12 protein-coding genes and 2 pseudogenes are annotated in these 14,696 nt (G+C 56.3%); all 14 read right to left on the bottom strand.

From position 1 onward, the window contains the following. Window positions 1-184, bottom strand: a pseudogene (locus tag RUA4292_RS16010) (IS6 family transposase); the annotation flags it as partial. A 45-nt stretch (window positions 185-229) separates the two neighbouring features. Continuing rightward, a pseudogene (locus RUA4292_RS16005) lies at window positions 230-568 on the bottom strand (IS6 family transposase); the annotation flags it as partial. A gap of 78 nt (window positions 569-646) precedes the next feature. After that, window positions 647-2,260 carry a GMC family oxidoreductase gene (locus tag RUA4292_RS16000; RefSeq protein ID WP_058278506.1) on the bottom strand — a complete coding sequence of 538 codons (1,614 nt, stop codon included), beginning with the start codon at window positions 2,258-2,260 and terminating at the stop codon, window positions 647-649. Window positions 2,261-2,270: 10 nt separating this feature from the next. Further along, window positions 2,271-3,281 carry a zinc-binding alcohol dehydrogenase family protein gene (locus RUA4292_RS15995; protein ID WP_058278505.1) on the bottom strand — a complete coding sequence of 337 codons (1,011 nt, stop codon included), beginning with the start codon at window positions 3,279-3,281 and terminating at the stop codon, window positions 2,271-2,273. A 3-nt stretch (window positions 3,282-3,284) separates the two neighbouring features. Next, complete coding sequence (locus RUA4292_RS15990; protein ID WP_058278504.1) at window positions 3,285-4,796, bottom strand: FGGY-family carbohydrate kinase; 1,512 nt, start codon at window positions 4,794-4,796, stop codon at window positions 3,285-3,287. Further along, complete coding sequence (locus RUA4292_RS15985; protein ID WP_058278503.1) at window positions 4,789-5,631, bottom strand: class I fructose-bisphosphate aldolase; 843 nt, start codon at window positions 5,629-5,631, stop codon at window positions 4,789-4,791. Before RUA4292_RS15985 ends, RUA4292_RS15990 begins: the two co-directional genes overlap by 8 nt. Next, a complete protein-coding gene (locus RUA4292_RS15980) occupies window positions 5,622-7,346 on the bottom strand; it encodes a glycerol-3-phosphate dehydrogenase/oxidase (protein WP_058278502.1) in 1,725 nt (574 codons plus the stop codon). The genes RUA4292_RS15985 and RUA4292_RS15980 overlap by 10 nt, the downstream gene beginning before the upstream one ends. Before the next feature lie 60 nt (window positions 7,347-7,406). After that, window positions 7,407-8,414, bottom strand: a complete 1,008-nt coding sequence (locus RUA4292_RS15975; protein WP_058271425.1) for an aldo/keto reductase — start codon at window positions 8,412-8,414, stop codon at window positions 7,407-7,409. Next, window positions 8,414-9,379: a sugar-binding transcriptional regulator gene (locus tag RUA4292_RS15970; RefSeq protein ID WP_145974984.1), complete on the bottom strand. Its 966-nt coding sequence runs from the start codon at window positions 9,377-9,379 to the stop codon at window positions 8,414-8,416. The genes RUA4292_RS15975 and RUA4292_RS15970 overlap by 1 nt, the downstream gene beginning before the upstream one ends. After that, the gene (locus tag RUA4292_RS15965; RefSeq protein ID WP_058278500.1) at window positions 9,376-10,404 is read right to left on the bottom strand and encodes an ABC transporter permease; all 1,029 of its coding nucleotides are present in this window, start codon (window positions 10,402-10,404) and stop codon (window positions 9,376-9,378) included. The genes RUA4292_RS15970 and RUA4292_RS15965 overlap by 4 nt, the downstream gene beginning before the upstream one ends. Before the next feature lie 5 nt (window positions 10,405-10,409). After that, complete coding sequence (locus RUA4292_RS15960; protein ID WP_058278499.1) at window positions 10,410-11,435, bottom strand: ABC transporter permease; 1,026 nt, start codon at window positions 11,433-11,435, stop codon at window positions 10,410-10,412. Next, window positions 11,432-12,943, bottom strand: coding sequence for a sugar ABC transporter ATP-binding protein (locus RUA4292_RS15955; RefSeq protein WP_058278507.1), 1,512 nt, complete (start codon window positions 12,941-12,943; stop codon window positions 11,432-11,434). The genes RUA4292_RS15960 and RUA4292_RS15955 overlap by 4 nt, the downstream gene beginning before the upstream one ends. Window positions 12,944-13,077: 134 nt before the next feature. Then, complete coding sequence (locus tag RUA4292_RS15950; protein WP_058271420.1) at window positions 13,078-14,100, bottom strand: sugar ABC transporter substrate-binding protein; 1,023 nt, start codon at window positions 14,098-14,100, stop codon at window positions 13,078-13,080. Window positions 14,101-14,433: 333 nt separating this feature from the next. Further along, a partial coding sequence (locus tag RUA4292_RS24130) for a DDE-type integrase/transposase/recombinase (protein ID WP_145974983.1) occupies window positions 14,434-14,696 on the bottom strand: 263 nt, incomplete at its 5' end.

The following is a 14,696-nucleotide window of genomic DNA, read 5'->3' as shown; positions in this document are numbered from 1 at the left end:
CAAATATCGGGCCAAACCTGTTCCACCAATATCGGACAGTTTCGTGGCTCACGTCGATGCCTCGCTCATGCAGCAGATCTTCGACATTCCGAAGCGAGAGCGGGAAACGGATGTACAGCATCACTGCAAGGCGAATGATCTCAGGGCTGGTTTTGAAATACTTGAAAGAGGTAGGATTGGTCATGGGCAAAAACTACGCAACCACCCTGCCCCACTCAAGCAAAGTTCTTCTGACAAGACCTTCCAGCACTTCGCCTTCGTAATCCACAGCCCGCCATAGGTAGTGCGTCTCGCCATTGATCTTCACGAAGACCTCGTCCAGATGCCACTGCCAGTTCGAATAAGACCGCATCCGATTGACCCTGTTTCTGCGGATCTCTGCCGCGAATATCGGGCCAAATCTGTTCCACCAATAACGCACAGTTTCGTGGCTGATCTCGATGCCGCGCTCGTGCAAAAGATCTTCAACATTGCGAAGCGAAAGCGGAAACCGAACATACATCATGACGGCCAGACGGATGATCTCGGGGCTCGTCTTGAAGTAGCGAAAAGGGCTGCGTCTTGTCATCCTGCGACGCTAAGTGCTCGCCCTGCCCGCCTCAAGACAAGTTCTTCTGACAGTGCCCCATTCGTGTCTGCTTATTCATCAATCTCCGCGCACTATCATTGCTGCGGCTTTTTCGGCGATCATGACAACCGGTGACGCAGTGTTGCCCGACACAATTTTCGGCATAATGGATGCGTCGACGATACGCAGGCCCCGGAGCCCGTTGACGCGCAAATTCGGATCCACAACTGCTTCTGGATCCACGCCCATCCGACAGGTGCCAACCGGGTGAAAGATGGTTGTCGCGATGTCGCCTACGGATTTCAGCAATTCCGCTTCGCTTGAAACCTTGGGACCGGGCAGGATCTCCTCGGGTTCATAGGCCGAAAGTGCCTTGGCACCCATGATCTTGCGCGCCTGTTTGACCGACATAACTGCGACGGCCTTGTCGCGCTCTGCAGACAGGTAGTTCAGGCGGATCTCGGGCTGGATCGCGGTGTCTGTGCTGGAAATATGACAGTGGCCAACACTGTCAGGGCGCAGGTTGCAGACCGACACGGTAATTGCCGGGAACGGATGCAACGGATCACCCAGCTTGTCGGTCGACAATGGCTGAACGTGGTATTCGAGATCCGGCGTTTCCAGATCGGGGTTCGATTTGGTGAACATGCCAAACTGGCTCGGGGCCATGGACATCGGCCCCGATTGGGTCAGCGCATATTGCAACCCAATCCGGGCTTTGCCGATCAGGCTGTTGGCCATGGTATTGAGGGTCTTTGCGCCTTTTACCTTAAACACAGTTCTGATTTGCAGATGGTCTTGTAGGTTTTCTCCTACGCCATTGCTTTCATGCAGAATTTCAATGCCGTGGTCTGACAGAATATCGCCGCGTCCAATCCCCGACAGCTCCAGAATTTTTGGCGAATTGATCGCGCCTGCCGCCAGCAGAACCTCGCTGTCTACCCGTACCTCCAGCGCGCGTCCCTTGTGGTGGAACCGCACACCGCGCACGGATTTCCCTTCAAGGATCAGGGTGTCTATCGTGGCCTCTGTCATCACCCTTAGGTTGGGTCGCTTCATCGCCGGTCGCAGAAATCCGCGCGCTGTGCTCCACCGCACCCCGTCCTTTTGATTGACCTCGAAAAAGCCTGAACCTTCGTTGTTTCCGTCATTGAAATCGGCGCGCGGCATGATGCCGAATTCCTGCGCGCCGGTCTGGACAGCTTTCAGAATGTCCCAGCTGAGTTTCTGGGTCTGAACCTTCCACTCGCCGCCACTTGCGTGCTTGTCCGTGCCACCTTCATGATGGTCTTCTGATTTCAGGAAATACGGCAGCACATCATCCCAGCCCCAACCGGGATTTCCCAACTGCCGCCAATGGTCGTAATCCGCCGCCTGTCCGCGCATATAGATCATGCCGTTCACAGACGTGCAGCCACCCAGAACCTTGCCGCGCGGATATACAAGGCTGCGCCCGTTCAACCCCGGCTCATTGGCGGTTTTCATCATCCAGTCGGTCCGCGGGTTGCCAATGCAATAAAGATAACCCACCGGGATTTTCACCCAGTGGTAACTGTCCGACTTCCCGGCCTCCAAAAGCAGGACCCGCGTATTCGGGTTCTCGGTCAACCGGTTGGCAAGCACGCAGCCTGCCGTTCCGGCACCGACAATGACATAGTCGTACTGACCGTCTAGATCCTCGCTCTGTGCCAATTTTTTCCCCTCAAAAGGCGATGACCATCTTGCCAATCATGGCACCGGTTTCAATGATTTTATGTGCTTCTTTGAGGGTCTTTGCAGACAGTCCGTTCAGCGTTTTGGTGTCGGTTGACGAGATGATGCCATCATCCACCAGCCGCGACATGCGGGACAGGATTGCGCCCTGTTGCGCCATGTCTGCCGTGCTGAAAAGCGTGCGCGTGAACATCAATTCCCACATCAGGGCAGCGGATTTGCCCTGAAGCGCCGAGATATCAAGCTTCTCTTCGGTCTCGACAATCGTGCCGATCCGCCCCTGTGGTGCAATCAGTTCACACTTGGCGTCCCAGTGCTGCGCCAGATCGGCATATTGCGCGATGTAGTCGACAAACTCGTGCCCCGTAGCGCGCGTTTCGGTGATCAGATCACGATGGTTCACCACATAATGCGCGCCCATTTTTTGGCACCAGTCGGCACTTTCGGGGCGCGACGCTGTAGCAAGAATTTCAAGCCCCGTTAGCTTGCGCGCCAACTGCGTGGTGATCGAGCCAACGCCACCTGCACCACCGACAACAAGCAGAGTGCCTGCGTTTTCATCCGTCGACACCTGAAGCCGGTCAAACAGCATTTCCCACGCCGTCAATGACACCAGTGGCAGCGACGCTGCCGAGGCGGGCTCAATCGATCGTGGCGCAACAGAAGCAACCCGATGATCCACAGCCTGAAGTTCGGCATATGACCCCGCGCGGTTCGCATCACCCGCGTACCAGACGCGATCCCCTTTGATGAAGCCGGACACGTCCGGTCCCATGGCTTCGACAATGCCCACGGCATCATAGCCAAGAATAAATGGCTCTTCATGTGGCGCATCGACAGCTGTTCGAATACGGCGCTTGGCGTCGGCGGGATTGACCGAGATCGCCTCGATCCGCACCAGCAGATCTGCATCGCGCAAATCCGGTGTGGGCAGGTCGCAGTCAAACAGGCAGTCCTCGGCCTCGATCGGCAGAGAGTTCAGAAATCCTACGGCTTTCATAGGTCAGGTATCCTTTGATTGCATGCGGGTCCACAGATCGCGCATTGCCTCGGTAAGTGTGAGATAAGTTTGGTAACGGCTGTCATAGTGGCCTTGCATGTCAGGGTTCGGCTGACAGGTCTGTTTGGCACGGGTCATGCGGGCAATACCGTCTTCGTAGTTTTCGACAATACCCACAGCGGTGGCCGCCCCAATGACAGCCCCCAGCGCGCCGGTCTCCTGTGCCTCGGCCGCCGTGATCGGAACCCCAAGGCAATCGGCAAACATCTGTGGCCAGTGCGGACTGCGCGACCCGCCGCCCGACAGAATGGCGCGATCAAACGCGACACCTGCCTGTTTGAGGGTTTCGATGTGGCGGCGGTGTTCAAACACCACACCTTCGAACAGCGCGCGCAGCATGTGCCCCTCTCCATGCCAGCCGGCAAGCCCATAAAACCCGGCACGGAATTCCGCCCCCTGCCCCGAACCGTAAAGGAAAGGATGAAAGAAGGGATCATCCGACTGCGGCGCAACCTCGCCGACCTTATCATTGCAATAGCCAAACGGATCGTCGTGATGCGCACTACGTTCCACCAGTTCGCGCACATACCACTCCAAATTGGCGGCAGAGGTTGCGCTGGCCTCGATATTGACGAAACGGTCCGGCGCGAAACCCGACGCCATAAAGACCAATTGATCCACCACTGGCGACTCTGAAAACACCTGATTGATGCTCCATGTGCCTGCGATTATCGACGCTTCTCCGGGCTTAATAACGCCAGAGCCAAGCGCGCTGGACACAACGTCGAAATACCCCCCAACAACCGGCGTGCCAACGGCCAGCCCAGTCTGGGCGGCGGCCTCTTCGCTCACGGTCCCGGCCACATCTGCCGGATCGATCAAACGCGGCAACAGCGATTTCGCGTCCTCCAGCCCGTAAAGCGCCAGCAATTCGTCGTCATAGCTGCAGTCCGGCATCCTGGTCAGGCCACAGCCCGACATATCCGAGATGTCGCTTACCCGTGCGCCCGTCAGCTTGTGGGTTATGAAATCCTTACACAGCAGAACCGTACCTGTGTTGGCATAGATTTCGGGCTCGTAACGCTTGATCCACGCCAAAAGTGTTGGCGTCTGTGAGGGCCATGGTTTTTGCAGGCAGATCTCGTGAAACCGGTCACCATGCGCCGCTGCCAGTTCTGATGCCAACTCCGCCGCGCGGTTGTCCAGAGACTGAATACCCACCAACGGTGCGCCGGATTTGTCCAACAGATACAATCCGTTGCCGTGCCCTGCACAGCCGATGGCCGCAATGTCTGCCGCGTCAATACCTGCCGCGGCCACACAGCCGCTGATCGCCTCGCCCGCATTGGCCCAAAGTTCGTTCAGGTCCCGCTCGACACGCCCCGGCGCAGGCGTCGACGACTGCCCGTCCAGCGCGTGCATCGCGATCTGGTTGCCTTCCAGATCGAACAACACGGCCTTGATCACGGTATTCCCGGCATCAAGCCCCAACAGATATTTCTTGTGATCAGCCACGATTATAAATGTCCCACGCTTCTTCGCCGCCGACGCCGTCATGGATCATCGCCATGAGCCCCGCCACAACAGCCTTTGGGTTGTCATGCTGATAGATATTGCGGCCATAAACCATCCCCTGAGCGCCCTGCGCCAAAAGCGCGGCGGATTTCATCAGCACGGTTTTGAGGTCTTCCTTGCCGCCACCCCGCACCAGAACCGGCACCCGCGCGGCTTCGATCACCCGGTGGAAATCTTCTGCTTTCTCAGTTGGGTCGGCTTTGATGATATCCGCCCCCATTTCCGAAGCCAGCCGCACCAGCGTCACGATCTTTTCGGCATCACCGTCCACCTGATACCCGCCGCGCACGTCATTGGGCAGCATCACCAACGGTTCGATCATCAGCGGCATACCGTACTTGCGGCAGGCCTCGCGCACGCGGGAAATATTGTCGACACACTGGCGGAATAATTCCGGTTCGTCGGGCAGCATGAACAGGTTTACGACCACAGCCGCCGCATCCATTTCGATCGCGCCGAGGATCGGCTCATCCGCGCTTTGCAGCTGAGACCACATCACACTGTGGCGCTGATCATTATAGGGGTTGCCCATGTCGATGCGCATCACCAGCGCTGGCTTGTCCTTTTCAGGGCGCGACTGCAAAAGATCGGCATGCCCATACGCGCATTGGATCGCGTCCGGACGGGCCTTGATCAGCGTGTCCATCACGCCCGGCATATCTTCGAGCCCCACCATGAAGCTGGGTTCATTGCAGACGCCGTGATCAATCGCGACATCCAGACAGCCGCCATTGGTGAACATCCGGTTCATGCGGGCTTTGGTGCTTACACGCATTGTTTTCTCCATTGATTATTTCGCTCGGTCAGCATCTGTGGCGACACGCCGTAGTAGTCTGACAATTCTTCGATCAGGCAGATCTGCTGATCGCCGATTTCTTTCGGGGACAGGCCTCGTTCAGCGGCGAGGATTTCGGCCAGCACCTCGATCAGTTCCATCGAAATGGCCCCGGTGATCGCAAGGGCAGTGCGTCGCAGAACGATGTCTGACAGATCCTCGACCTGCTCTGTGCGGATCAGGTGGGCAATTTCGTTCGTTGAGTAGGGCGATCCGACGGCAAGCGGTACATCGGGTGTGCCGTTTGAACAGACATCCTGCATAGCCGCAGCCGCAGACCCGTAATGGCTCACAAGATGCGTGGCGCGATCTGGTGAGATTGCGTAATTCTGCACCAGATCGCGTTCCAACACCCCTGCTCCCCGCAAGAAATCCCGCCCGCCGCCAATGGCGAGCGCCTCAGTCTTGCACCGTCTTTCATGGGACAATTCCGCCAAAACCAGATCAGCAGCATCTTCGGCAAAGGCCCGGAACGTCGTCCACTTGCCGCCGATCATGCAGAACTGGGGCACTTTGCCATCGAGCCGCTTGATAAAATGCCCGCGTGAAATGCGCCCGGTGAAATCCTGATCACTTTGTGGCAACGGTCGAATGCCTGAAAAGCTGAACAAAACGTCGTCGGGCGACACATTGATCTCGGGAAAAACCGATTGCAGAGAGCCGAGAATATAGTCCATCTCGTCGTCCTCACAACGAACGCGACATGCCTTGTCCACCCGGATATCCGTTGACCCCGCAAGAACATTTCCCTGAAACGGAAACGCGATGCACACCCGGCCATCGGCGTTTTCGAAATAGACCATGTGGCCATTCAACGCCTTTAACAGCTGCTGGTTCTCGACGATCACATGACTGCCCTTGGTTCCGGACACCATTCGCTCGGCAGCACCATTCCCCAGCGACGCGGCTGTGGAATCGAGCCATGCGCCGGTCGCGTTGACGATTGTACGCGGCTGGACCGCCAGTTTCCGGCCGGATCGCTGGCACGTCAGCACAAAACCATCGCCCAGCGGAGTCAGCCCGGCATAATTCACCGCGATGCACTCGGAAGCTGTGGCCTCTGTGTCCGCAATCATTTCGATGCACAGACGTTCGGGATGGGTAATCGCCGCGTCATAGAAAACCGCGGAAAAGCGGGCGGCCGTGGTGAGTGCGGGCCACTCACGATGTGTGGCAGCAGCAGAGTGAAACTTATGACGTGGCAATGCGCGGCGTTTGCGCGTGATCCAATCATAAAGCGACAGGCCAAGCTTGATCGGCAAGGCCCCCCGACGCGCTGGTTTGCCTGACCAGCCAAAGAACCCCGCCGCCGCATTGAACATGCCTGAAAACACTGAGGTAACCGGGACCACGGTCGGCAAAGGATGCACCATATGGGCCGCATTCGACAAAAGCACGTCGCGTTCACGCAGGGATTCCTGAACCAGACTGAACTCGCCGTTTTCCAGATAACGCAGTCCGCCATGGATCATCCGTGACGGGGCCGCACTACAGCCGGAGCTGAAGTCATTGCGCTCGACCAACAGCACGCGCAGGCCCTGCAGCGACAAGTCCCGAAATGTGCCAATGCCATTCACGCCACCGCCAATCACAACGACATCGAACGCGGGATCGCGTGCGATGGCATCTAATCTGTCCTGACGTGTCTTTGACATAATTTTCCCGTTCGCCGCCCAAGCAAGCAACGCTGTTTGGTGTTTCAATTTTGACGAGGCCTACCCGTCCAGGTTGGTCAAATGGACCGCCGCAGCGGCATTGATGGTTTCAATTTCTGCCGCATTGAGACGCAGGCGCCCGGCCTTTGCGTTTTCGGCGGCCTGTTGTTCATTGCGCGCCCCGCAAAGCGAGAAGGTGATCCCCGGCTGCTGAAGTGTCCACGCGATGATAATCTGTGCCTTGGTGGCGGAATGGTGATCTGCGACCGGCTCGATGGCCTGCATCAATGCGGCCACTTTTTCCCGGTTCGCCATCGAAAAGCGCGGGTTGTCCTTGCGCTGGTCATCGCCGCCAAACTGTCTGTCCGGGCCGATTTTCCCGCTGAGCAAACCCAGCGCCAACGAGGAATAACTCAGGATCGATACCTTGTTTTCAAGACAAACCGGAACAAGGGACTGCTCCAGATCCCTTTTGACCATGGAGTATTCTTCCTGAATAGCGTCCAGCTGTCCGGCCTGAACATACTGCGCGACATCCTGTGGGCTGGTGTTGCTCGCCCCGATCGAGCGGATCTTGCCCTGTGTCTTGAGCTGTTCCAATGCTTCCATAGTTTCGTCGATCGACGTGGTCGGATCCTGCCAATGGGTGATGTAGTGGTCGATCACATCCGTGCCCAACCGCTTCAGGCTTTGCTCCACCTCATAGACAATCGCGTCCTTGCCCAGATAGCGATGCACTGGCGCGCCGTCATAATCGAAAAAGTGATTGCCCTTTTGCGTATGCCAGACCAGTCCGCATTTGGTGGCCAGCACGATCTCATCGCGGCGTCCTTTGATGGCTTTGCCAACGATCTCTTCTGACAGGCCCTGACCATAGGCAGGCGCGGTGTCGATCAGCGTGATCCCATTGTCGATGGACGCCTGAATGGCGCGGATCGATGCGGCTTCGACGGTGCCGCCCCACATCCAGCCGCCAATGGCCCATGTGCCAAGTCCGATGGCCGAAGCCCGGATGCCGGAATTTCCGATCTCACGGGTCAACATGTCATTGGAGAGAACTGCATCCATTAATCTGCCTCCTTGTGCAAAAGCGTGTTTGCCGTGTGCTCATCAGTGACAAGCGAATTGAAATAACCACCGTTCAAGGCAGCAGCGATGGGTTCGACCTTCTCCGGGCCGGACGCGATGGCGATAGACACCGGGATATTCACCAGATCCCTGGGCGGCATCGAAACCAACCGGGAATTATAGGTGTTGCCTGAGGCAGAGCCGTCTTTCTGGATCAGATGCCCAAGGAATTCGCTGCGCACCCCTGATTTATAAAGCCGCTGCCGTTCCACTTCGGATACCGGCTGGGCGGTGTAATAGGTCGAATCCGCCCCTGCCACAGCCCCGATCCCGACAATCGCAATATCGGCCTGCCGAGACTGATCCATCACGGCCTGAACCGATTTCAGCGACATGATGATATCCCGTTCTTCTTCGGTTGTCGCATGAAGCGGCGCGTGGATAAGCGTTGCTTCCCCGGAAAGCTTGTTCGCCAGCTCGGTCGCCAGATGGTTCACATCCGTATAGTGCTGGCCCTGCACACCACCGGTCAGCGGCGTAATCCGGACATCGAATTTAGATGCGGTAGACAAGTTCTCGATCATCGTGCTCAGCGTCTTGCCACCCGAAATCGCGATCGTGTCGCCGTCGCGGATACTGTCCATCAACAGCGATGCCGCCCCTTTGCCAACCTCGTTCAGTGTCGCCTGAGGGCTGCCGGTCACCGATGAAACAACCAGACATTTCTTGAGGTTCCAGCGCTTGGCAATCTCGCGTTCCAGATCGAAATATTTGAGCAACGGGCTGTTGATCGTGATCTGGATCATGCCCAGCTCGCGCCCCTGTTTGATCAGGCGATTTACCTTGGCCGTCGACAGAGCCAGCTCCTTTGCAATCTGAGACTGCAACCGGCCTTCTTCATAGTGAAGCGAAAGAACCTGCGCGATCAGGCGCATTTGATCAGGGTTTGGCGATTGTACGGTCACGACTCTTTACCTTTTCGGCTTACAAGATGATTGGACGCGGCGGCTGCGAGCAGCGCAGATCCGATAACCAGCGTCTGATAATAGGCAGGGACAATTGTCAGCATTCCAACAGTCAGCATCATGATGATCAGGGCACCCACAAAGGACCGCAGGACTTTACCTTCGCCGCCGCTAAAGGCCGTGCCCCCAAGCAAAACCACAAGAATAGCAGTTAGTTCCATGCCGTCACCAGAAAGCGGGTCGCCCAGTGACATAAAGCTGGAGCGGGCAATCCCGGCCAGTGCGGCGGACGCCCCAACAATGACATAGAGCAGAAAAACGGTTCTTCCTGTATTGATGCCAGACAACTTGGCGGCGGTAGGGTTGCCACCGGTCGCAGCGGCATATTTGCCCAGCTTACCGCGGTTCTGAACAACGATCAGCGCCAGCGTCACGGCGACCGCCACCCAAAAAGCAGCTGGCAGATCAAACAGCACTTTTGCGCGGCCATAATCGTTGAACCAACCGGGGATCTTCAGAAAATTGCCCGATTTGATCGCCGAAACACCATCCTGCACCAGCAACAGGGCAACACCTTTGAAAAGGCTCAGCGTGATCAGCGTTGCAATGACCGGTGTGATATTAAGCCTCACCACCAGAAAACCATTGACTGCCCCCAGCAACACGCCGACCAGCACGGTCAGGGCAAAGGCCGGGATAAACGGCACGCCGTTGATGGCGAGCATGGCATAGACCACCGCGCTCAGGCTCATGGCGCTGCCCACGGAAAGGTCGATATAGCCAGAGACCATCAAAAGCGTGAAGGCGCCTGCCATCACCAGCAACGGGGCCGAAACCCTCAGGATGTTGATGATATTGCGCTTGTAGAGAAAGTTCCCACGCTCGAACAATGCGAACTGATCAAGGTTGGCAGTGCTCAGCAACACGACCACGGCGACCAGCACGAAATAGATATAGTAGTTCCGCAAAAAACTCGTGAAACGCGCGGCGGAAGACGTCTGGTTGGAGTATGAAGTCATCGACATCCGGATCACCTGTTCCGACGGGCAACTGCCCAGGTTTGCGTTACGATGGCGAGGAAGACGGCAATTGCCTTGAGAATGAACTGCCAGTCCGGGGACAGGACCATTCCGGTCGCCGCCGACGTCACCACCGCAAGGATGATGGCGCCAAAGAACATACCGATCACGGATCCAAACCCGCCAGTGATGGCGATCCCGCCCAGCAGCGCGATGACCAGAGCGTCAAACTCCATCAGCGTGCCCCGGTTGGAAAAACCAGATTTGAACTCGGAAGCCAGCAGGATCCCGACCATGCCGGCTACGGCGGCGCTGAACAGATAAAGCTTGGTGATATGCCAGCTGCGATTGATGCCCGACAGGGTCGCCGCTTCGGGGTTCGCGCCGATCCAGTATGTGATCCGGCCAAACACCATCTTGCGCTCGACAAACACGGCCACAAGAAAAAGCAACAGCATTAAAACAACCGGAAGCTTCACCGAAGTTCCGAACATCGTCAAGTTCCCCAGAAATCCAAATTCATCCGGCAGGTTTGTATTGCGCTGTGACCCCTGGGTGATGACCTGCGCAATGCCGCGTGCCACCATCATGGTCCCCAGTGTGACAATGATCGACGGAATTCCCAGCCGCACCACAAACAGCGCATTCATCGCCCCGATGGCCAAGGCCCCAATCAGGGCGCACAGGATCGCCAGCGGATAAGGCATTCCAAGCCCGCTGGACAGGGCGTTTGCCCCGTCCGGACTTTGGGCAAACCAGACCGACAGCACCCCTGAAAGCGCCACGATCCCTCCGACTGACAGATCAAAATTGCCCGACACCAACAGAAAGGACACGAAAATGCCTAGGGAAATCACCGCCCAGTTGTTGGTGACAAGATTGACGACGTTTTGCCATTGAAAGAAATTTGGCACCAACAAAGAGGCGAGCAAAAACAGCGCCACGGCCACGATCACAACCAGCGAGGTGATAAAGCCTTCATCACTCATTTTTTCACGCTGCAGGGACTGTGGTATGTTTTCGGTCAAGCTACTCATTGCGCTACACTTTCTTGTCCGCCTGTCACCACGTTCAGGATATGAGAAATGTCCACATCCGGCCCGTTGGGAATTTCTTCCTGCAGGTGACCGTCAAACATCAGGAACACACGGTCACAGATTCCCAGAATTTCTTCGAGCTCCGAGGAAAACACCGCCACGGCATTTCCCTGATCCGCAAGGTCCTTGATGATGTCATAGATCTCAGACTTGGCACCCACATCAACTCCCCTCGTCGGCTCATCCAGCAAAAGAAGTTCCGCGTTTGAAAACAGACACTTGGCAAAAACCACCTTTTGCTGATTTCCACCCGAAAGCTTTTCTGTGTGCTTCTCGATTGAACTCGTGGCGATACTCAGCTGCTCGACATATTGATGGGCCGCATCCTGTACATCTGCGGCTTTGAACACACCGCCGCGCGACACCCTTGGCAGGTTCATCACGGGGATGTTTTCACGAATGGTCAGATTGGTAAAAAGCCCCTGCGTCCGGCGCTCTTCTGGCACCAATGCAATGCCCGAGGCAATGGCCGCAGTCGGTGTTCGCCCGACCGGCTTACCCTTGAAATCAACCGCGCCCTCAAACGAGTCTGCCCCATAAAGCGCGCGAGCAATCTCGGTTTTTCCTGCCCCGACAAGGCCGTAAAACCCAACGATTTCGCCCTCTTTGATGTCAAAAGACACGTCTTTCAAAAGGCTGGTTGTTAACCCCTGCGCCTTCAGAACCACCTTGTTCCCTACAGTTCCGCGCGGCGAATAGCTTTGGAAAACCGTACGACCGATCATCATCTCGATCAGCTCAGAACGGCCGTCAACGTCGGCCAAAGGCTTGGTCACAATGTGTTTGCCGTCCCGCAGGACCGTTACATTGTCCCCCAGCTCGAAAATCTCGTCCAGCTTGTGCGATATGTAAATCACGGTTACGTCGTTTTCGCGCAACCGGCGGATCACGCCGAACAGCCTTTCAACCTCTCGTTCAGACAGGGCGGCTGTGGGTTCATCCATGATGATAATATTTGCGCCAGATGATGCTGCGCGGGCAATTTCAATAATCTGCTTCTGGGCAACGCTTAGCCGCGACACACGCGCCGACGGATCAATCGAGGGTTCAATCGCGGCCAGCGTCTTGACTGCGCGCTCCTCGAGTTCGGATTTGACAAGAAACCCAAACCAGCTGCGCTCCATACCAAGGGTCAGGTTTTCCAGCACGGTGAGTTCATCAACGACGTGCAATTCCTGAAACAAGGTCGCGACGCCGCCTTTCCGGGCGTCCTGCGGACTGTTGGGAGTGTATTCGTTTCCATTGACCGACATCGAACCACTCGTGGGATCCAACGCTCCAGTCAGCATTTTGACGAGGGTCGACTTGCCAGCGCCATTTTCGCCAACAAGGCAGTGAACCGTTCCGCCTTCAATGGCAAAGCTCACATCGTCAACAGCGCGAACACCGGGGTAATCTTTGGTGAGTCCGCTCACCGAAAGAACCGTATGTGTCTGAGGTCCGGTCATTCCAAGGTCCTTTGGATCAAAGATCAGGTCGCACTGGTGGGCACTGGTCACAGCGATCCGCCCGGGTATTGGTTTTGGCTGGATAAAGGCACCCGGCGATCAAGTGGGGTGACACCGGGTGCCTTTTTGCGAGCTTAGCCGCCGAATTGAGCACTAAGCCAGTCTTGCGCGTCATCCTTTTCCATGGACCAGTACGAAATCGTATAGGCCTTGTAGAAGTATTCCTGCGCAGGTTCTGCCTTGGCTTCAACATTGCCGTCCAGCACGTCCATGATCAGATCGATACGACCCTGAGCTGTTTCCAGCGGTGGCAGACCCATCGAAACCTTCAGGCTCGAATTCGGATCAAACACCTGGTCGAATTCAACCGCATCAAAGTCGACGCTTGCAACGATCTCGGTCAGCGGCTTACCGTCCTCGAACTTGCCACGACCCAGCTGCGACAGACCGGCCATTGTGCCAACCGTCAGGTTCGAAGCTTCCGAATAAATCAGGTTCACTTCGGGGCGCTGGGTCAGAAGGTCAACAACGATCTGCTTGGCCGCTTCCTGACCCTTGCTCGAGTCCAGAGCACCCAGATTTTCTGCACCCGGATCAACAGACATAACGCCTTCGACGAATGGCGATGTACGGCCCGAGTTCACTTCGGTGTGGTTCGGCCAGCCCAGCTGTACCATCACTATCGGCTTGTCAGGATGTGCTTCCTTCCATGCGGTCGCCATCTGTGCACCCATTTCGAACGAAACCGAGGCTTCGTCGCTGCGGGCTGTCGGAATACCGGTGTCGGTGATGGGGCTAAAGAACGAGGTCATGACAATGCCTTCGTCCAGCGCATCATTCACGCCCGGCGTCGCTGCTTCTGCGTCCCAGATATGCAGCGTTGCAGCATCAAAGCCACCCGCGACTATCTGGTCGACATTCTGTGTCATCACAGCCGAATCGGCCTGACCGTCAAATACCACGACCTCGGCACCATACTTGTCCATGGCGTATTTCTCGGCAGCCGACGCTTGCGACTGGTGGAAAACGTTTGAAAGGTCCGACACGAAGAACGCAATGCGCTTACCTTCTCCTGCCATCGCCCCAATACTTGTTGCCGCAACGATTGCTGTTGCAAGCAGTCCAGAGACCAGCGGCCCCTTCCCAAAGATCCTCATTTCACATTCCTCCCGTTCTTTGGTTCACAAGGATGAAGTCACCCCCGCTTGTGCCACAAGATTGATATTCTCAGTGTTGGAATTAATTGCAGCTTGTAATATTTCTATCAATATTAGAACGAGAATGTCAACTGTAGAAATCTTCCTCGCAATTCGATTGAGACGATCATAGGAGATAGGAAGGTGCTGTCAGACTAATTCGAACCAGTCTCAGTTTGCTGCAGAAACCGTAAACCTATCCGGGACAAACTTGACGCCAATCTGCGAGAGCAGCCGTGCGGCTGCTGTCAGACCAATTCGAACCAGTCTATGTTTACCCCTAAATGCCGGAACTTATGCTGAACAAAGTTGGTGCCACTCGGAGAGAGCAGCGGCGCGGTTGAGCTTGAAATTGTCTCTGCTGTAGAGGGCGCGTTCCTGATTGAAATGGTTGTGGACGGAAGAATGAACTGCGGCGAACTTCTGCAAACATCGCATTTGCCTGAAGCGGAGCATCGCACGTTCTCGTCGTCGAAATGGCAGATGGGAATTCTCGGCCCGATTGTTCAGCCAGCGGCCGGTCTTTTGCCGACTACCGTTCCCGACAACTCTCATCG

It is taken from the genome of Ruegeria atlantica (assembly GCF_001458195.1).
Taxonomy (GTDB): Bacteria; Pseudomonadota; Alphaproteobacteria; order Rhodobacterales; family Rhodobacteraceae; genus Ruegeria; species Ruegeria atlantica.
This window is presented reverse-complemented; position numbering and strand designations above follow the sequence as displayed.